This is a genomic window from Croceitalea sp. P059 (assembly GCF_031846365.1).
Classification (GTDB): Bacteria; Bacteroidota; Bacteroidia; order Flavobacteriales; family Flavobacteriaceae; genus Croceitalea; species Croceitalea vernalis.
The window spans coordinates 367,563-387,427 of record NZ_JAVRHW010000003.1 but is presented as its reverse complement, the minus strand read 5'-3'; the positions used below and the strand labels follow the sequence as shown (position 1 = coordinate 387,427).

Below are 19,865 nucleotides of genomic sequence, written 5' to 3'. Positions count from 1 at the left end.
GTTATAGTAGGGTAGGTTAGACATTGATTGTTTACTTATAAATGAACTACTATAAAATGAAAAAACTTGTTCATACATTCATATTTGTCAGTGCTGCATTTCTCATGTTCCTTTCATGCGCTGAAGAGCAAAATTTCGACCAATTTGATGATTTGAGTGTTGAACCTACCGTAGCTTCTAGTATATTTTATTTTGAGTCAGACGAGGCCACTATAAATGCTGCAGGTACAGGAGCATTTTATACACAGAATTTCACTTTTGAAGCTTTCAATGAATCATTCATAGCAGAAAATGTATTAGATGGTAATATTACCTATGAGGTGGAAAACACTACAACAAAAGAATTGCAAATAACTGTAGACTTTTTAGATGCTGATGATAATGTACTTGATAGTGAATCATTTGTTATTGAAGCGGCTCCAACGGCCATATTAGAACGCCAAATAACATACGGAGATGGCGGTAGAAGTTTAGATATCCTTAGAAATACTACAAATATTAGAGTTAGCGGTGAGAATCTTGGAGATGCTACAAGTACATCTTCACTTACAGAACCGAAAATAATCTTAAGATCAAGCGCAGAATTTAGGTTAAAACTACGATGAAAAATGTAAGGTTGATTATATTTTCTGTTCTCTTAGGAACGGTAGTATCGCATGCGCAAAACAAGCAATTGCTTTATGATTTTTATGAAATTCCGCAATCTTTAATTTTAAATCCTGGTGTAAAAACACCTTATAAGTGGCATACAGGAATACCTGTTTTGTCTGGATTTTCTATTCAAGCTGGTACGAGTGGTGTTACAGTTGATGACCTCTTTGCTGAAGACGGTATTGATTTTACAACAAAATTCAGAGACCAAGTTATAAATGGATTGAAGTCAAATGATGATTTTGGTTACAGTGGTCAAATAGAAATTTTTAATGTGGGTTTTAGAAGTGTTAAGAAGCCAAGAGATTATTATTCTTTTGGCGCTTATGGTGAGGGTTTTGCTTCAATTTTTTACCCAGAAGATTTAGCGTTGTTGGCCTTTGAAGGAAATGCGACTAATTTGAATAAAAGATTTAATTTTAATGATATCAATCAGCAAGGAGAAGCTGTTAGTGTATTTCATTTTGGATTGAATCGACAAATAAACGAACGTTGGACAATTGGCGCTAGAGCTAAGATTTATTCGAGTGTTTATGAATTCAAGTCAACCAATAATAAAGGTTATTTTGTAACAACTCAAGGTGATGATAATATTTTAAGAAATACGCTCGTTGCTGATGTTACTATGAGAACTTCTGGGGTTCAAGAAATTTTAGATATTATTGATGAGGATACCGTTAACACTCAGGCCGATTTGGCAAGCTTGCTAATATCACGTTCCCTTTTTGGCGGTAATTTGGGATTTGGTTTTGATCTTGGGTTTACTTATAAATTAGGTAAAAACTCTTTCATAACTGCAAGTTTACTTGATGTTGGTTTTATTCATCATAACAAAGACATCAAAAATTACACACTAAATGGTGCTGCATCTAATGAAGGTATAGAAATAAGACTACCTGAAGACTTAACAAATCTTAGTGCCGATATTTGGCAAGATTTGATTGATGATTTTGAACGTTTGATTCCTTTTGAAACCAATAATCAAAGCTATATTTCTTTACGACCAATTAAATTGAATGCCTCATATCGTTATAATTTTGGTCAGTATACTGATAAATCTCAAATATGTGATTGTGAAACGACACCCGTTTCAAAAAAAGAAAATTTTGATTACAAGAATGCCGTAGGAGCTCACTTATTTATGATTAATAGACCACGGGGTCCACAAACTACAATTACAGCATTTTATCAAAAAAGAATAGGAAGAGCATTAGCCATTAAAACAACGTACACAGCTGATAAATATACCTTGTCAAATATTGGTCTCGGCTTGAATTTGCAAGCTGGACCAATAAATTTTTATATTCTTGGTGATAATCTTCTAAGCTATCAGAATATACCGGCAAGTAATTATGCGTCTTTACAGTTCGGATTTAATATCATATCTTGGAACAGTAATTGATTACTGTAATTATATGAAAAAGTTATTTGTATTAGTACTGCTATTTTGCGCTGTTAACTCCATAAATGGGCAGTTAAATGATTATAAATATATAGTTGTACCGGTAAAGTTTAAAGCTTTTAAAAACCCTAATCAATTTCAAACAAGTACACTGATTAAGCATTTTATGACTGTTGAAGGTTTTAATGTTATTTATGATAATGCCCTTCCTTTTGAGCTTCAAGAAAATAGATGCTTGGCGCTTTTTACTGATTTATTGGATGAATCTGGATTATTTAAAACAAAAGTTGCACTAGTTTTAAAGGACTGCAAAGGTGAAGTCATATATAGAACCTTAGATGCTCAAACTAAAATCAAAGAATTAGATAAAGCCTATAAAACTGTAATTACTGAAACATGTGCTTCTTTTCAAGGCCTGAACCATAATTATGAACCTAATAGTGCTGATTCTGAAAAAGAAACTATAGCAGTAAGTTTTAAAAACGATGTTAAAAGTATTGAAGAAAAAGATGCTATTAATGAAGAGAAGCGGTCTTCAGCTCAACCTATAAAGGAAGAAATTGTAGAAAAAGTCATGCAAAAAACAGATGTAGTTAAAGATTCTAACGATGATACAACTGAGAAAATTTATTTGTATGCTGAAGCCTTAGGAAGTGGATATAAACTTAGTGACAAAGACGGGGCAATAAAATATATTTTAGGTGAAACTTCAATTGAGAATGTATTTCTAGTGAATCAAGAAGGTGTAAATGGAGTTGTTGTAAAAAAAGACGAAAAGTGGTATTTAGAATATAAAGGTGCCACAGGAAAAATAGTTGAAGAATTAAATATCAAATTTTAAAATTCGTATTTGTTTTTCCATCTCTTTTTTAGAAATTCCTTCATATTATTTTCTCGAGCATTATTACCTAGTTTGTAGAATGTAGTGCCGGAAATTTCTTCTGGTAAGAACTCTGCTATTTTGAAATTATTTTCGAAGTCATGTGCATAGGCATACCCATCTCCATAGCCTAAATCTTTCATTAATTTTGTCGGTGCATTTCTAATAGGTAAGGGAACGGGTAAATCACCAGTTTCTTTTACTTGTTGTTGTGCCTTATTTATAGCCATATAGCTAGCGTTGCTTTTGGCAGAACAGGCTAAGTAAGTTGCACATTGACTTAAAATAATTCTTGCTTCGGGGTAGCCAATTGTAGTAACCGCTTGAAATGTAGCATTAGCTATAACTAAAGCGGTTGGGTTGGCGTTGCCAATGTCTTCTGAAGCTAGTATCAGCATTCTTCTGGCAATGAACTTTACATCTTCTCCTCCTTCAATCATTCTTGCTAACCAATAAACCGCAGCATTTGGATCACTTCCTCTAATCGATTTGATGAATGCAGAAACAATGTCATAATGCTGTTCCCCAGTTTTATCATATAGCACTGTATTTTTCTGTACTTTTTGCATAACTATTTCATCAGTTATGATGATTTCATCACCACTGTCTGCATTTATAAGTAATTCAAAAATGTTGAGTAGTTTTCTACCATCTCCACCAGAAAGTCTAAGTAAAGCTTCAGTTTCTTTAAGTTGTATTTTTTTTGACTTTAAGAACTGATCTGTATTCATAGCTCTTTGAAGTAATGCCTCTAAATCTTCTTTTGAAAATGAGTTTAAAATATAAACTTGACAACGTGATAATAGAGCAGGAATTACTTCAAAACTTGGGTTTTCTGTGGTAGCACCTATTAAAGTGACCCAACCTTTTTCTACAGCGCCCAGTAAAGAGTCTTGCTGTGATTTACTAAAACGATGAATTTCATCAATAAATAGAATCGGGTTTTTAGTCGTGAAAAGCCCACCACTTTGTTTTGCTTTTTCTATAACTTCTCGAATATCTTTAACACCACTATTAATTGCACTCAAAGTATAAAATGGTCTTTGACTTTCAACCGCAATTATATTAGCCAAAGTAGTTTTTCCTGTACCGGGTGGTCCCCAGAAAATTAAAGATGGAATTACTCCTGTTTCTATTTGATGAGTTAATGAACCGTTTTTACCTACTAGATGATTTTGACTTACATAATCTTCTAAAGTTTTAGGTCTAATTCTTTCTGCTAAAGGTTCATTCATGTTATAAAAGTAAAATAAATACAAAGATGACAATTTAACCGTTTTTATAAATGTGGTAAATTAATTGCTAGAGTAATACTAATGATAGAATCAAATTATTTTAAATTTTCACTAAGCATGCTGTTGGCACCTATGTTTGCGGTACTAGCAATATGGACTGTATTTTGGTTGGAGCTCAGGCTCGGAGTTAATTTTAATGAATATGGTATATATCCAAGAAAACTATTGGGTCTTCAAGGGGTTTTGTTTAGTCCCTTTATACACGGCTCAGTAGAGCATTTATACAACAATACGATTCCACTCGCTATTCTTACCTTAACATTGGTTTATTTTTATCAAAGGAATGCGTTAAAAGTGCTATGCTATGGGATTATTATAACCGGTATTTTAACTTGGTTAATCGGCCGACCTTCATTTCATATAGGAGCAAGTGGTCTTATTTATGTTTTAGTGAGTTTTGTATTTTTTAAAGGCGTTTTTACGAAATACTATCGGTTAATAGCGCTTTCTTTAGCCATAGTATTTATATATGGTAGCATGCTTTGGTATATTTTCCCTATAGAAGAAGGTATCTCATGGGAAGGTCATTTGTCTGGGTTTATTACGGGTTTAATTTTAGCGAAATTTATTAAAACCACTATACCGGAGTCAAAAAAATACAAATGGGAACAAGATGATTTTAATGAAGAAGAAGATGAATTTTTAAAACATTTTGACGAGAACGGTAATTTTGTTGAAAAGATTGAAAATGAAGAAAAGGATACAGTGAAATTAGTATATCATATTAAAAAAACACAAAAAGAAGATTAATTTATCCTTTGTCTTAGAGCTTCATATAAAAATACCCCACAAGCAACTGATACATTCAAAGAACCTATTTCGCCTAATAAAGGGAGTTTAGCACTGGCATTAAGTATTTTTAAAATTGAAGGTGAAATACCCTTCTCTTCTGACCCCATTAATATGGCTAAAGGTGTATTAAAATCAATTTCATAAATGGATTTTTCTGTTTTTTCGGTCGCTCCAACTACTGTAATATCTGACGCTTGTAAATAGAAAATTACATCTTTCAAATGATCAACTTTAGAAATTGGTATATTGAAAGCTGCTCCGGCTGAGGTTTTAACAGTATCTTCTGTAATAGGTGCCGAACCACTTTTTGGAATAATAATAGCGTCAACACCTGTACATTCAGCAGTTCTTATTATTGCACCAAAGTTTCGTACATCAGTAACTTGGTCTAGTAATAATAAAAGCGGCTTTTTCTTTTCTTGTAATATCTTTTCAATTAAGGTTTCAAAATTATGAAAAGCCACTGGTGATATTTGTGCGATAGCACCTTGATGATTGTTATTGGAAAGTCTATTGAGCTTCTCAATGGGTACATATGATACACTTAGTCCACTTTTCCTAATTTTAACTTCAAGCTCTTTATATAAATCTCCTTTTAAGCCTTTTTGTAAGAATAATTTATTGATTGGTTTTTGCGCATCTATTGCTTCTATAATGGCCCTAATTCCATAAATGAGTTGGTTCTTCTTCATAACTGAGCGCAAAGGTAACTAATCAATTAATAGTTATATCATCTTAATTTGAAATCTGAGAATTGATTCATAATACATTAGTTGGAAAGTTTTTTCGAAACAAAAAAAGGACAAGATGAATTAAATATCACCTTGTCCTTTTAAAACTGTTTTTAATATTTGTCTTAGCTATTTAGAAAAGTTAAAATAGCATAAACATCTTGTTCATCTTTTAATTTGATTTTATTTTCTTTTATGAATTGTTTGACCGATTCTCTATTTTCTGAACCAACTACGTTTAAGAATTTTTTAGTGTTCAATTCAATTTCATCAATTCTTTTACCATCTTCAGATTCCAGATAGTATTCCGTAAATGGTGTGAAGCGGGCAGGTGTTCCTTTTACAAAAGAATTTGGTGCTTTCTTTGCATCTTTAAACACAATATTTAGTCTTTTATATAATTTGTACTTACCATCTCTTAAAAGCGTTAAATATCCATTTTGTGTGTTTCCACTTTTATCAATAAAAGTCTTAAAACTCATTGGTTTACCGTCAACCATTAGTTTTATCTTCTTGTCTCTGCCTAATGCTCTTATAGGTTCTTGGTCTAAATTCTGCTGTTTAGTTTCAATCTCTTGATTATGAGCGTTATATCTATAATAAACTTGTCCTATCGCTTCATCACCATAATAGAGTTGGGTAGGCATAAAAGTGTTGGCTTTGTATGGAGAACCTTCAATAGTACTATCTTCATACGATAGTTTTTCTAATTTGTCAGAGATAGCGCCCATGGCATAATTGTAAAGACCATCTGTCTGTGCTCCAACACCTGTTGTGTAGGTCGCAACTTGACCTGAAGTTTGTGCATTGAGGCTAAAAGCAACTAATGCGGCTGTTAAAAATCCAAAAGTTTTTTTCATGATATCGTTTTTGTTTAAGTTATGAAAAATTATTCGGAAAAAAAACTTGAACTGAATTAAATTTTAGTAACCCTATCTGACTTATAGATTTTAAATTGCTTCCCTATTTACTTGTATTTTGAACATATGAAAACTAAAAAACCCATTATCAACAATGTTGATAATGGGTTTTTTATTAAGAGGTAAACTTGATTTTATCCTTTGTTTAAAAAATCTAAGACTTTGATTACGCTAGCTTCGTTATTTATACGGATATTATTTTCCTTTAAATAAGCTTTTAAAGCTTCTTTTTTATCCTCAGGAACTAGTTTTATTAATTTTCTGTTTCTTAACTCCAATTCGTCAATTCTATTGACACCTTCAATGCCTAAATAGTATTCTGTAAATTTTGAAAAACGAGCAGGAATAGCTTTAACAAATGAATTTTGCGCTTTTTGTCCTTCAGTATATTTTACATCTGTTCTGCGATATAAGGCATACTTACCTTCACTCAGTTTGGTTAAATATCCGTTTTGAGTCGTTCCTTTTTTATCTATAAAAGTTATGAAACTCATTGGTAGCCCATTAACTATAATAGAAATTTTCTTGTCTCTACCTAAAGACTTAATGCCTTCACTCTCTAAATTAGTTTGCTTTATTTCAATTTCTTCATTGAAAGCATTATAACGGTAAAACATGTTTCCCATATTTTCATCACCATAATACAGTTGTGTTGGGAGAAAAATCTGATTCGTGTATGGTGAGCCTTGAACATCACCTTCAATAAAAGATAATTTTTTATTAGAATCCTGAATAGACCCAAGAATAGTATTTAATTGTCCAACAGATGCGTTCGCCGAACTACCTGCTGCGCCATAATTAGCAACTTGACCAGCTGTTTGACTTATTCCAATAGTTAGGGATAAACAAAAGATAAAAGTGGTGATTATTCTTTTCATAGTACATATTTTCAAGCGGCAAATTTATTTAAAAATAGTGTTAAAGTATAGCGAAGTATGTTAAGAAAATTCAAAAATTTTACGTGGAAAGACTATCTATTGCTTGATACAAGAAAATTTGGTCCAAATAGGTTTCAATTTGAACACTTTCAGAATTCTAGCTGTAATCGATTAATCGCTTCAGAATCTTTACTAAAATGGTATCCGCGCCAAAAAAAACCAACTTCAGTATAACGCCAAATAATTTCACCAGCTTCAGTAACCTCCCAAAAACCAAAATCACCTTCAGTTATAAGCCTATTGCCATTTGGTAAAATATCTACTCCAGATACTCTACCAGAATAAAGTTCTAAATCTGTAAAACTCCAAATAATTTCTGGTTCATTATTTGAATTAGGAATCAGTTCAAATGTTTCAGGAGTTTTTAATTCATATGCGGTGGATTGTTCTGCTTCAAAGCCATTAGCATATACAAGTATGTTTCCTTTTTTATCACCAGATAAAAGATTAGGATGATGATTTCTGTCAAATAACCTAAGGCCTACATCATTTTTGTAAGCTGATGGATTGCCAAACCTATATACTAAATCTCCACCTTTGTTAAAAGTTCCACCTGAATTTGATTTGGCTTCTTCGCTAGTTGTGCTATGATCAATCACCCAAATTTCGCTATAAAAATTAGCACTGACATAGATCAAATCGTTTTCTGCATCATAGTCAATACCATTTGCATGACTTACATCACCGTCCGGATTTGTAACTTCTTGATAATTGATATCTATTAATTGGGGGTTTAATGATACATCTCCAAAATTCAGTTTGGTGTCATCAAGGTCTTGAATAAGATGATCCCACATATGCCACTCCCATACAATTTCATTGGTTGTCGGGTTTATTTCTAGAACTGCATCATAAATTATTTGAGTACCCGGTGAAAAAGCAATTTCATTCGCTTCTTCAGCAGATTTTTTCTCCCATGATAAAAAAAGAATATTTCCATTAGGAAGCATTTTAGCATCATGATGAGCAATATGGTTCTCATTAGAATATTCATAGCTCCATTCTACCTCTCCATTTTTACGAATCAAAGAAATTAAACCTCCAAATCCACCTAAAGTTAGTAAAGGTGTCTCAGACTCCAGCATGGCTAGTAATCTACCATCATCTAATAGAAACGCGTCGTTACCTAATCTTTTACCGTTTAAGTTCCATTCATGAATTAGGGTAGTGGCCTTGTCCATTAAATAAACTCTATTAGCAGCGGCGTCATTTACAAGTATAAATCCATCAAAGACCTTTTCTCCTGCTAAAACTTCAAGTCCTTCCTTATCAGGAAATTCAATAGTAGTAATTGGTGGAATATCGTCATCTTCCATTTGAACGACCTCAGACTCTGGTTCATCAACGTAATCACTGGTACATGAAATAAGAATTATAGAAAAGAAGGCAATCAAAGAATACCTAAACTTTAGGTTGTATAAATTCATAGCAAATGTATTTATAGAATTTTTTTGGAAGGTAGTAAATCCTTTTTAAAAGGAATAAACTTCAAGCGTGCCATTATTTTGCGAAGCTATTAGAAGCCTAGTTTGATCATTGTCAATTAAAAGAAGGTCTTTAACGTTTCCATTAAATAGTATTCCAGATTTTGATGAAGGCATTGTTACATAGCCATTAGATTTATCTGAGAGCAAAACTAATCCTGAAAAGGCATCCAATCTAGGAGTTTCTACTTCGGTTTCATAAATATTTCCGCCTACTATGGCATCTTCGTACCCATCATTGTTTACATCTTTAAAAACTATGTTCATAATTGGAAATAATTGTGCTTCAATCGGCAACAGAACTTTTTCAAACTTGCCATCTCCTTTATTTAAAAGAAACAAAGATTGAAATTCGTTCACCTCTGCTTCATAGGCAGTATCAAGTTTTTCTCCATAAATATCTAATAAATTTGCGGTTGCAAATTCTGAATAGGTTTCAAATTTTTGTTGAATAAAAGGCATTTGTTGTGAAGAACATTCACGACCTCTAACTGGAACGTATTGACCATTATATTCTTTGCTTAAAACAATATCTGGTGTTCCATTATTATCAAAATCATTAGCAAAAACCTTGAATGGTTTTTTTGCGCTGGCTTTAAACTTAATGTTAAGACCAGCATTACCTAACATATAGTCTGGTAAACCGTCATTGTTTATGTCAGTTTCTTGAATGGTGAACCACCAACCTTTAGTGTCTGTAATGTTGTCAAGTTTGTTGTTAAGACTAAAATAACCTTTGTTATTTTCTAAAATACCGATGCCTGTCCATTCACCAACAGCCATAATATCCATCCAACCGTCAGTATTATAATCGGTCGCAATAAGCTTATTTACCATTCCAAATTTTAAAAGATCCGGAGCTATTTTGTTGGTTACATCTTTTAATTGTCCTTTGTCATTTTCCCATAAAGTTGAAGGAGCAAAATTTGGATAACTCTGGGGTATTATTCTATTTCCAACAAGAATATCCATGTCTCCGTCTTTGTCAAAATCTATAATAGCTACAGATTTGCCACTTTTTGGGTTGGTTTTCAAGGCATCTAGCTTGGCTTTAGTGAAATTTGAATTACCATTATTTATATATAAACGGTCAGCGTATAAAGAGGAATAGTTAGCGAACTCATTGCCACCACTAACGACGAATAAATCTAAGTCATCATCATTATCGAAATCAAAGAAAATAGACTCCATGTCTTCATAGCTTTTATCATCGTTAAAAGCTTTTATTTTTTTATTAGAGAACCTTCCTGAAGTAGTTTGTATATAAAGCTCTCCGCTTTGTCCTGAAGCACCACCAATGTAAATATCTTTTAAACCATCTCCATTAACATCGCCTTTTGACATAAAAGGGCCTTGGGTTGATTGTTTATAGGGTAATAATATCTCTTTTTCAAAATCATCGTAAACGTTTTCTTGGTGTTTAAAGTCTAAACCTGTTTGAGAAATATTTAGAGATTTAAAAGGTTGACTTGCTCCATCCTTTCTTAGTGCTATTAGTTTTGAAGCGTCCTCCTCAAAAAATACTATTTTTTCATTAACTGGAATGTTAAATTTTTTTTCAATTTTTCCACTTGGCCATGTAACAGTTATGGTATCTACTTTTGAATGTTTGCCAAGACCAAAATGTGCTAGATTCTCCTGGGCAGATCTATAGCCCCTTACTCTTCTTATTTCTTGAACTTGAGATTGTCCGGAATAGTATATGTTTACTTGAGCAAAAGATTCTGATAATTCACCTTTCGTTTCTACTTTTAAATAGTTGTTTTTGGTCTTATCTGAAGTTAAGTTTTCATATAAAAAACAATAGTCATCAATATTATTTACGACTAAATCGACATCACCATCATTGTCTAAATCGCCCTGAGCAGTACCATTGCTAAATGAGAAATCTGCTAGTCCCCATTCTTTAGCTACTTCTTTAAAATTAAGGTTGCCCTTATTTTGATATAAGATATTCGGAAGTTTTTCAGAAGGCATAGATTCATATAATTGTTTTTTAACCTCCAGTGGTACATTCCCCTTGTATTGCATTTTAGCTTTGTAGACGTTGTTCTGTAAATCATTATCTAGAGCATACCTTCTATAACCATTGGTTATGAACACATCTTTATGTGAATCAAGATTAAAATCGGACATGAGAACAGACCAACTCCAATCAGTATTAGCCATTGAGGTTGCTTGTGATACGTTAGAAAATTTTAAATCATCAGTTTGTAGCTGTAATGAATTATACATGTATTGATGATGAAACTCTGCCTTGTTAATCAAAAAATCGAACCTATCTGTATTCATTGAGGCCATCAATGTTTTTGATCGAATATGGTCATTAGCTGCCATGTCTAGAACGAAAATATCCTGCTTTAAGTCATTATTTATGTCCGCAATATCCATTCCCATTCCATAAAAAGAGATGTGACGCGTAAACTCTTTTATTCGATTACTAAATGTGCCATTCTTGTTATTTATGAAAAATACATCCGGAATATAATAATCACTAGCAATGTAAAAATCTAGCCAACCGTCATTATTGATGTCCGTTACAGATAAACCAAGACCAAATATTGGACTTTCAATACCAGCTTCTTTAGTGATGTCAATAAATTTGCCATTATCATTTCGGTAAAGATGTGAGCTGTTATAGTATCTTGAATCATCATCTTTATCGGCTAATTTGAATAGGTTTATTGGATCCACACCATATAATTCATTTTCATTCATTACAAGGCAGTCAAGGTCATTATCATTGTCAAAATCAAAAAACACCGATTGTGTGCTGATACCTTGGTCGTCTAAGCCAAATTCTTCTGCTTCTTCTTTAAATGTTTCGTTTTGTTGATTTATAAAAAGAAGATTCTTTCTTTCATTTCTGTTTTTAGGTCCACCCTGAGAAACATAGATATCTAGCCAACCATCGTTGTTGATATCAACAAAAGTGATTCCATTAGACCAGTTTTTTCCCTTATTAATACCTGATTTTTGCGATATGTCTTTAAAAGCCAATTCACCTTTATTGATATACAATTTATTGTCAACCTGATTTCCACAAAAGAAAATATCATTTAAACCGTCGTTGTTTAAATCTGATATTCCTACACCTGCACCGTTATAGAAATAATCATAATTGAAAAGATTTTCCATAGTTGAAACATCTTCTTTAATCGTATTTTTAAAAGCTAAACCGCTTTCTTCTTTAGCTATGGAGTTGAAAATTTTGCTATCCTCTTCAAGGTTGTTTTTAGATATTGTTTTAGAATTGGTTTCAACGCAAGATGTTAGAAATATTGCCGATATGCCAAAAGTTAGAATAGATAAAAAATAAGCATAAAATGATTCTTTGAGTTTCGAACAGAACATCATAAGTTTATTCTAGAATTTATGTAAAAATACTAATAAAGGGTTTTTAGGAGGCTTAAGATGTATTAAGAATATAGTTAAAATAAAAAACCACCTCAAAGAGGTGGTTTTAAAAACTAAAACTGTTTTATGTTTTATTCTTCTACACAGAAATCAATTGCAAGGTCAGTTGCAGCTGTTCCAGAAGAAACAGTAGCTACCGTATTGCCACCTGGTGAAAGTATTTCTGCAGACATTTCGCCCCAAAAATCACCATTCCAACGAAATACCGCTGGTCCTGTTAAGCCATCAGGCACAGTAAAAGTAGCAGTACCTGCACTATCCCCGTCAGTACAATCAAAAGCTTCTGCTTCATATGGTGTACATAGTCCGATTTCAAATACGGTACCATCACTTAAGGTGATAGTTAGGCCAGGTCCACCACCATCGGCAGTAGTTGGTTGCCATCCGTCACCATAAGAATCTTCCATGTTAACTGTCCATACTCCAGGAATTGGAGCTGAAGGAGCACAAACTAAAGTTGATGCATATTCAAAAGGAGAGCTAAAATAAGATCCGGTTATGGTACCAGAGTTATCAGCAGCAGAATAAACTGCGCCATCTGTTCTTACAATTTCAAATCTAATAGTGAAATTATCTCCACCAGCGATTTCTCCTCCTGATAAACCTAAAACGGATTGCATTTCAGTACCAGTAACGCTATAAGAAAATCTTGGTAAACCAAATTCGCCAATAGTGCCATCAGCTAAAGTAAATGACTGTGCTAATACTTCGTCTGAACCAATTGTGGAATTACCAAGTTCAGAAGTATTATCACTATATCCAATATAAACGTCAAGAGAGGATAATAAATTACCGTCTTCTTGATCTTGTACTTCAACTACGGCAGTAAAACCACCACCAGTCAATGTACCAGTAGGCGCATCGTATTGGATTTCGTTTTCAGTAACTTCTATAGTTCTAAGTGTAGAACCTCTAGTTTCAGCTTCAACTATTTGATCAAATACCTTGTCGCTATCTGAACAAGAAATTATAGTAATTGATAAAACTATAAGTGATATTATTTTTTTCATAAAAAATATTTTTCAAAAATTAAAAATATTAATACCCCATCTAATGGTTTAAAGTAACTCCCCAAAATGAATTGGGGAGTCTATATCATTTAAACCTTTGTCAATGTAAAGGAAACAGTAACTGGTCCGCCACAAGTACCCTGCGTATCTTCATCAAAAGTAATGTTAATAACAGAATCGTCAGCAGCGTCATAAGTTAATGTCGCATCAGCATTAGGGCTGTAAATCAAAGGAACACCAGCAGTACATTCTAAAGCTTGATCTTGTTCTGGAATAACTATTTCATCACAAATTAAATCAAACAAGAACGTTCTGTTAAATCCACCAAATTGAGGGTAGTTTACAGTTGCAATTGATCTAGCAGTACCACCAGTAGCTGTAATTTCAACTGGTCCCTCTGTAAATGCTCCACCACTAAATACTCCTGGGTTCGCCATTGTCAAGTCATAAGTTCCAGTGAAAGCACCTTCTGGTATAGGACAAATAACTGTTGGAGTATACAAGAATGGTGAGTTAAAATAAGAACCTGTAATAGTTCCAGAATTATCACCATTTGAATATCTACGACCATCAGAAAGAACCAATTCAAAACGAACTGGAAATTGATCACCACCTGTGATATCAGTTTCATTTCTTCCCACAATTGATAACAATTCAGGTAGTGTAATGGCATAACTGAATCTAGGTAGTCCAAATTCACCTATGGTAAAGGTTGAACTGCTTATAGTTTCAACTAAAGTTTCAGCAACATCAGTTCCAGGTCCAACAGCATCTGTGTTGTCTGAAAATCCAACATATACTTCAACTTCAGAAACTAAAGTTCCTTCTTCTTGATCTTGAATTTCTAATTCAACTGAAAAACTGCCATCTGAAACACCAATTGGTAATTCATTAGAAACTAAGTTTACAGTTCTTAATATAGCACCACGAGTTTCGTTCGCTATAATTTGGTCAAATACTTGGTCACCATCTTCACAGCCGGTTGAAAAAACAACCGCTGCCAAGGCACCAAATCCTAGAAAATATTTAAAATACTTTTTCATTACTATTTTCTAGTTAGCAGGTGGGAACGTTGGACTCGCTGGATTGGTATCCCAGAATACTTGAGTCGTCAAATCACTTCTCTGCGTTAAGTTTGGATTATTTAACACCTCATTTTGTGGTATTAAATATGTTCTTGGGAATGGTCCTGGATCTGGCTCCCAGTTAGGGAATACAGTTGTAGGAAATCCTGTTTTACGATAATAATTGAACCCTTCAAACTCTCCACCATATAAAGTTGTAAAGTATTGCTCAGCAAATATGTTCTCTTTATCATCTCCTGTAGCTGCATTAAAATCTGCAACAATACCATCGATATATGCTGTTACTTCGGCAGCAGTTGGTTCAAAAGATAAATCAGCAGAACCGTCTACAGCACCATAAGTCTGAACTTTAGCGATAGACTTTTCAAGACCAGCTTGCATCGCAGTTGCTTTCTCAGCATCTGTAGCTGCCATTTCACCAATCCAGAAATCAACATAAGAAGAAAGGATGATCGGCTCAATACCAGCTCCACCACCACCTTGTCCAAGACCAACACCTGGAGCTACTAGAACACCTGTAATTGGATCGGTTTCATTAAATTGACTATCGTCAAAACGACCAGCAGCAGGATATACACCTGGAGCCGCTTTTAAGAATCCATCTGGTGGGCCACCTTCATCGTTACCATGACTTCTACCCCAATAACCATTATCTACACTACAATAAACAAAACCAGCGTAATGTGGAGGTGGCGTGAATAATGAACAAGAAATTGTTTCTTCATTTGGAGGAACAGCGTTACCGTCTACATCGATAGCACCTGGAACTCCATTAGCCTGTCTGTAAAAATAGTAACGAATTCTTGGGTCATCGTTTTGTAACATTAAATCCATCAAGTAATTAGATCTATATGGACCAACACCTGTATTTGTATAACCTGCTTCAAAATCAGGATGTCTATCACTTGGCTGTAATTCACTAACACCATATTGAAACTGCAAATCTTCGTCGGCAGAAGCGATATAATTACCTCCAGCAACAATTGCGTCAAAAGCAGCTTTATTATTAGTGTTTTTATATGATCTTAAACGAATTGAGTTAATTGCTTTAATCCAATTGTCTGTATCACCACCATAGAACATGTCAATTGCTCCTTGCGCAGATGGACCTGAAGACAATAAAGCTTCAGCCTCATCCAATAATCCAAAAGCAGCACTGTAAACTTCTTGTCCGCTGTCCAAAATTGGTGCTGGAAACTCCGCAGGGTTACCAGCTTGAGAGAAAGCAGCTCCTCCAATAACATCCACTAATTGAAATAAACTGTGGGCATACATTAGTTTACCTAATGCAATATGAAAAGAGTAGTCAACATCACTTGAAGCGTCTATAGCCTCTAGTGTTTGTAAGTTGGTTAAAATACCAACACTTACTCCAGTACCTGGGATATTAAAACTTGAACTATAAGTTCTCGCCCAAGGTGCATTTAAGGTATTACCTGGTAGACCATTAAAATAATTTCTACCTCCAAAATATTGGATTCGAGTTAAACCTGCTGTATTGTCAGAAAAATCATCCTGATTTGATACATATGCCAACTGAATGGCATTCAGTAGTAAATTAGGATCTGATTGCTCAGGTGACAAGTCGTTTGGACTTACAGTTAAGTCCAAATCTGTCGTTTCACAACCAGTAGTCAAAAGACCAACTGTTGCGAAAATTAATGTGAATTTTTTAAATATTTTCTTCATGATATCTTATTAACAATTTTTATTAAAATGAAGCTCTAACAGTAAATCCATATCTTCTTGCACTTGGACCGTTCAAGAAATCAAATCCTCCACCGTTACCAATACCAACACCTTGAACGTTTGGATCAAAATTTGCACCATCAGGAGTGTTATAAGCATCATACCAAAGGTTGAAACCTTGTAATGTAAAGGTTAAGGCACCAAATGGTGTTTTATCTAAGAACTTAGAAGGTACGCTGTACGCCAAAGAAACTTCTTGTAAACGTACAACAGAGGCATCATAAATTCTGGTCTCTGTTGGACCAAATAACAAGTTGCTAAAGAAGTACGTAGAGTTGTTAATTTGAATATTATTAACACTTCCATCTTCTCTTACACCTGGTAAAACATAAGTACCTAAACGATCTTCTGTTTCAACACTTAAACCTCTACCTAACAAAGTTGCAATTGTACTAGACAGAACATCACCACCTTTAGTGTGGTTAATTTGGAAATTTAAATTCCAGTTTTTGTAACTAATGCTATTTATAAAGTTCATTTGATAATCAGCAATATAATCACCAATTATTGGAACATTACCATCTGCATCTTGTTCAGCCACATTATAAGAGCCTGCACTGTTTACAACAAAATTACCTGCGTCGTCTCTTTGAATCTGAGTACCTACAATAGTACCTAAAGACTCACCTTTGATTGCTGCGTTTGAACCTCTAAATAGTCCACCACCTTCTGCTAAAGAACCAGCGTAGAAAATTGCGTCTTGATCTAACTCAGTTACAATAACATCGTTAGTAAAGAAATTAACTTTAGAATTCCAATTGAAGTTCTCTCCTCTAAAGATGTCAACACCAATTTCAGCTTCCCAACCTTTATTTTCAATCTCACCAATATTACTTTGCGTCAATGTGAAACCAGTAGAAGGAGCTAAGGGTTCTGATACAATTAAATCATTAGTAGTTTTAATGAAATACGTTGCATCTAATGAAATTCTGTTTTTCCAGAATTTAGATTCAATACCTAATTCTATTTCTTCTAAAAGTTCCGGTTTCAAATCAGGATTTGCTTTAAATCCAGACACCTGATTTGTAGTAATTGAAGTTCCACTTAGGCCATCATTAAACACTTGAGTGTCTTGCGAAGTAACACCAACTGTAGGATAAGCTGCAGTTGTGTCAAAGTTAGCAGATGTACCATAACTAGCTCTTAATTTTAAAAAGTTAAGACCATTCTCAGACTTTAACTCAGGAAAAGCATTCGTTGGTAAGAAAGATAAACTAGCACCAGGATAGGTGATATTATTATTTTCACTTTGGAAGTTAGATACCCAGTCTTTACGAGCACTTATATTAAGGAATAAGAAGTCGTCATAATCTAAAGTAGCTTGACCTAAAAGACCAACAATATTTCTCTTTCTAGAGAACTGAATAGGAGTTTGGTTTTCGAAGTTAAAATGTCTTTTAACTCCAAATACTAATTGCCCTGTACTTCCAACACCACTACGGTCATAGAAATCTGAACGAGCCGTTGCACCAGCAGTAAATGATAAACCTAATTTTTCAGAGATGTCATAGTTACCATTAATGGATGCAAAGTGATCCCAAATAGTATTGTTATTATCATAAGTCTGTAAGAATCCAAATACAGCCTCATTAAAACGAACACCACCTTTATTAGAGCTGTTAATATTACGCTCGTTGTAGAAATCTAAACCAGATCTCCAAGTTGCACTTAAATTATCATTGATTTCATAAGTTGCAGATAAATTCCAAAAAGATCGATTTGTAATTTGTCTATACTGAACGTTTTGAGCAGTCCATCGTGGGTTGATGATACTGTTATTCTGTCTGTAATATACACTACTACCATCAATTGGGTTTTCAAAAGGAAGCCCCATTAAATCCACACTTAAAGGAGTAAAGAATACGTTACCATAAATTGATAAACCATCCGTACCATTACCTCTACTTGATGCAATAGGAGGAGTTTTAACATCTGATCTAGCATAGTTCATTGTACCTCTAATAGTAAATTTATTAGACAATTTAGCTACACCACCTATAGACATGTTAAATCTGTTAAATTCATTCCCAGGAGTAAATCCTTCATCGTCATAATAACCTACGTTAGCATTAAATGCAGTGTTACCATCTTCAGAAGAACCTGAAACATTTACGTTAGTATTAATAGTAGCACCCGGTTGAAAAAAGTTTGCAACTGAAGCATATGGTCTCCACTCATATCTTGCACCAGCGAATTCTGGGAAAGCTTGAGGAATACCAGTAGCTGAAGAAGCAGTTGAGTATGGGTGTGCTAATGTACCAGCATCATCAATAGCTGATTGAGCTCCCCATCCTGCAGTTCCACCTCTATCAAAGCTAGGACCCCAGTTACTAAAGAACCAACCAAAAGCTTGGTCAAATCCATTTCCATATTGTTGTTGGTAATCAGGTAATGAAGCAATCTCATTCGAGAAGAATGATTGACTCACTGTAATTTCAGTTTTCTTAGGCCCAGTACTAGCAGAACCAGATTTAGTAGTTACTAAAATTACCCCGTTACGACCTTGCGTACCATAAAGAGTAGCAGCAGAAAGACCTTTAAGTACTTCAATGCTCTCAATATTGTTTGGGTCTAAATCCAAGAATCTTGAACTCCCGGTGTTACCACCAATAAAACTTCCTTGTTGGTTAGTGTCATTACTAAAAGGTACACCGTCAACAATAAATAATGCTTGGTTACTACCACTAAAAGAACTTAAACCTCTAATAACAACATTGGTTGCAGAACCAGCAGCACCACCAGCTGAAGTAATTTGTACCCCAGCAGCTTTACCTGCTAATACTCTAGCAACGTCACCTTCAGCTCTGTCTTGTAGTTGTTCAGTACCTACAGAACTAACAGCATAACCTAGGGCTTTCTTCTCTCTTTTAATACCCTGGGCAGTTACTACTACCTCTTCAAGTGCTTGTGCATCTTCTTCCATTTGCACATTCATTGTAGTACCAGCACCAACAGTTCTTCTAACATCTCTTTGTCCAATATACGTAAACAACAGGCTTTGACCTGCGCTTGCAGTAATTGAATAATTTCCATCAAAATCTGTTTGGGTACCATTGGAAGTACCTTCTACGACAATGTTAACCCCAGGTAAAGGCAGACCGTCAGAGTCTGTTACTACACCCGAAATCGTCTTGTCTTGTGCAAACGATAAGTGCACAACAAACGCCAATAACAGCGTTAAGATTCCATTTAGTTTTGTTCTCATTTTTAAATTATTTGAATTAGCTAAGCGCTAAAATCATAATTTCAAGTTAATAAACCAAATGAATATTAATAAAACTTTAAGAATTGTGATAAAATTTGTGATAAGTAAAATTCGATTCTATTAATTTAATTATACTCAATTTATGTTGTGATATTTTCATATTTCCTTAATCCTAAACAAAACTGTTAAACCTTAAATCGTGATATTGATTCTAGTTTCTTGTTAAAATTTGATTGTTGTTTAAGTGGTGGTTATTTGAAATTGAATAATAGTAAAGAGTAATCTTCATCTAAGTAATTATAGTAA

At 33.9% G+C, this 19,865-nt stretch carries 14 protein-coding genes; 4 read left to right on the top strand and 10 right to left on the bottom strand.

Going from position 1 to position 19,865, the window contains the following annotated elements; genetic code table 11:
- Positions 1-56 precede the first annotated feature (56 nt).
- The 3 genes from RM542_RS11955 to RM542_RS11945 are packed head-to-tail and all read left to right on the top strand — an operon-like array spanning position 57 to position 2,894.
- Complete coding sequence (locus RM542_RS11955) at positions 57-605, top strand: hypothetical protein (RefSeq protein ID WP_311385977.1); 549 nt, start codon at positions 57-59, stop codon at positions 603-605.
- Positions 602-2,053: a DUF5723 family protein gene (locus RM542_RS11950; protein WP_311385976.1), complete on the top strand. Its 1,452-nt coding sequence runs from the start codon at positions 602-604 to the stop codon at positions 2,051-2,053. Before RM542_RS11955 ends, RM542_RS11950 begins: the two co-directional genes overlap by 4 nt.
- Before the next feature lie 13 nt (positions 2,054-2,066).
- Positions 2,067-2,894, top strand: coding sequence for a hypothetical protein (locus RM542_RS11945; RefSeq protein ID WP_311385975.1), 828 nt, complete (start codon positions 2,067-2,069; stop codon positions 2,892-2,894).
- Here RM542_RS11945 and RM542_RS11940 read toward each other — a convergent pair.
- Entirely contained in the window at positions 2,891-4,168 is a 1,278-nt protein-coding gene (locus RM542_RS11940) for a replication-associated recombination protein A (protein ID WP_311385974.1), read from the bottom strand. The genes RM542_RS11945 and RM542_RS11940 overlap by 4 nt on opposite strands.
- Positions 4,169-4,249: 81 nt before the next feature.
- Between RM542_RS11940 and RM542_RS11935 the strand changes: the two genes are divergently transcribed.
- Positions 4,250-4,978 (top strand): rhomboid family intramembrane serine protease, encoded by a 729-nt coding sequence (locus RM542_RS11935; protein WP_311385973.1) that lies wholly within the window; start codon positions 4,250-4,252, stop codon positions 4,976-4,978.
- On the opposite strand, the gene rlmB is transcribed toward RM542_RS11935, so the two are convergent.
- From rlmB to RM542_RS11890, 9 genes are all read right to left on the bottom strand, one after another.
- Positions 4,975-5,712: a 23S rRNA (guanosine(2251)-2'-O)-methyltransferase RlmB gene (rlmB, locus tag RM542_RS11930; protein WP_311385972.1), complete on the bottom strand. Its 738-nt coding sequence runs from the start codon at positions 5,710-5,712 to the stop codon at positions 4,975-4,977. The genes RM542_RS11935 and rlmB overlap by 4 nt on opposite strands.
- A gap of 164 nt (positions 5,713-5,876) precedes the next feature.
- Positions 5,877-6,611, bottom strand: coding sequence for a hypothetical protein (locus RM542_RS11925; protein WP_311385971.1), 735 nt, complete (start codon positions 6,609-6,611; stop codon positions 5,877-5,879).
- A 194-nt stretch (positions 6,612-6,805) separates the two neighbouring features.
- Positions 6,806-7,549: a hypothetical protein gene (locus RM542_RS11920; protein ID WP_311385970.1), complete on the bottom strand. Its 744-nt coding sequence runs from the start codon at positions 7,547-7,549 to the stop codon at positions 6,806-6,808.
- A 149-nt stretch (positions 7,550-7,698) separates the two neighbouring features.
- On the bottom strand, positions 7,699-9,036 hold the full coding sequence (locus RM542_RS11915) for an aryl-sulfate sulfotransferase (protein WP_311385969.1): 1,338 nt from the start codon (positions 9,034-9,036) through the stop codon (positions 7,699-7,701).
- 45 nt (positions 9,037-9,081) lie between these two features.
- Entirely contained in the window at positions 9,082-12,447 is a 3,366-nt protein-coding gene (locus RM542_RS11910; RefSeq protein ID WP_311385968.1) for a VCBS repeat-containing protein, read from the bottom strand.
- A 134-nt stretch (positions 12,448-12,581) separates the two neighbouring features.
- On the bottom strand, positions 12,582-13,520 hold the full coding sequence (locus tag RM542_RS11905) for a hypothetical protein (protein ID WP_311385967.1): 939 nt from the start codon (positions 13,518-13,520) through the stop codon (positions 12,582-12,584).
- A gap of 89 nt (positions 13,521-13,609) precedes the next feature.
- Positions 13,610-14,563: a hypothetical protein gene (locus RM542_RS11900; RefSeq protein ID WP_311385966.1), complete on the bottom strand. Its 954-nt coding sequence runs from the start codon at positions 14,561-14,563 to the stop codon at positions 13,610-13,612.
- 9 nt (positions 14,564-14,572) lie between these two features.
- Positions 14,573-16,294 carry a SusD/RagB family nutrient-binding outer membrane lipoprotein gene (locus RM542_RS11895; RefSeq protein ID WP_311385965.1) on the bottom strand — a complete coding sequence of 574 codons (1,722 nt, stop codon included), beginning with the start codon at positions 16,292-16,294 and terminating at the stop codon, positions 14,573-14,575.
- 22 nt (positions 16,295-16,316) lie between these two features.
- Positions 16,317-19,559, bottom strand: a complete 3,243-nt coding sequence (locus RM542_RS11890; protein WP_311385964.1) for a SusC/RagA family TonB-linked outer membrane protein — start codon at positions 19,557-19,559, stop codon at positions 16,317-16,319.
- Positions 19,560-19,865 lie beyond the last annotated feature (306 nt).

Bases quoted from the DNA above. Each gene is read 5' to 3' on its own strand.
- RM542_RS11905 (WP_311385967.1), bottom strand. From the start codon at position 13,520: ATGAAAAAAATAATATCACTTATAGTTTTATCAATTACTATAATTTCT.
- RM542_RS11935 (WP_311385973.1), top strand. From the start codon at position 4,250: ATGATAGAATCAAATTATTTTAAATTTTCACTAAGCATGCTGTTGGCA.
- RM542_RS11920 (WP_311385970.1), bottom strand. From the start codon at position 7,549: ATGAAAAGAATAATCACCACTTTTATCTTTTGTTTATCCCTAACTATT.
- RM542_RS11925 (WP_311385971.1), bottom strand. From the start codon at position 6,611: ATGAAAAAAACTTTTGGATTTTTAACAGCCGCATTAGTTGCTTTTAGC.
- RM542_RS11895 (WP_311385965.1), bottom strand. From the start codon at position 16,294: ATGAAGAAAATATTTAAAAAATTCACATTAATTTTCGCAACAGTTGGT.
- RM542_RS11890 (WP_311385964.1), bottom strand. From the start codon at position 19,559: ATGAGAACAAAACTAAATGGAATCTTAACGCTGTTATTGGCGTTTGTT.
- rlmB (WP_311385972.1), bottom strand. From the start codon at position 5,712: ATGAAGAAGAACCAACTCATTTATGGAATTAGGGCCATTATAGAAGCA.
- RM542_RS11950 (WP_311385976.1), top strand. From the start codon at position 602: ATGAAAAATGTAAGGTTGATTATATTTTCTGTTCTCTTAGGAACGGTA.
- RM542_RS11915 (WP_311385969.1), bottom strand. From the start codon at position 9,036: ATGAATTTATACAACCTAAAGTTTAGGTATTCTTTGATTGCCTTCTTT.
- RM542_RS11940 (WP_311385974.1), bottom strand. From the start codon at position 4,168: ATGAATGAACCTTTAGCAGAAAGAATTAGACCTAAAACTTTAGAAGAT.
- RM542_RS11955 (WP_311385977.1), top strand. From the start codon at position 57: ATGAAAAAACTTGTTCATACATTCATATTTGTCAGTGCTGCATTTCTC.
- RM542_RS11910 (WP_311385968.1), bottom strand. From the start codon at position 12,447: ATGTTCTGTTCGAAACTCAAAGAATCATTTTATGCTTATTTTTTATCT.
- RM542_RS11900 (WP_311385966.1), bottom strand. From the start codon at position 14,563: ATGAAAAAGTATTTTAAATATTTTCTAGGATTTGGTGCCTTGGCAGCG.
- RM542_RS11945 (WP_311385975.1), top strand. From the start codon at position 2,067: ATGAAAAAGTTATTTGTATTAGTACTGCTATTTTGCGCTGTTAACTCC.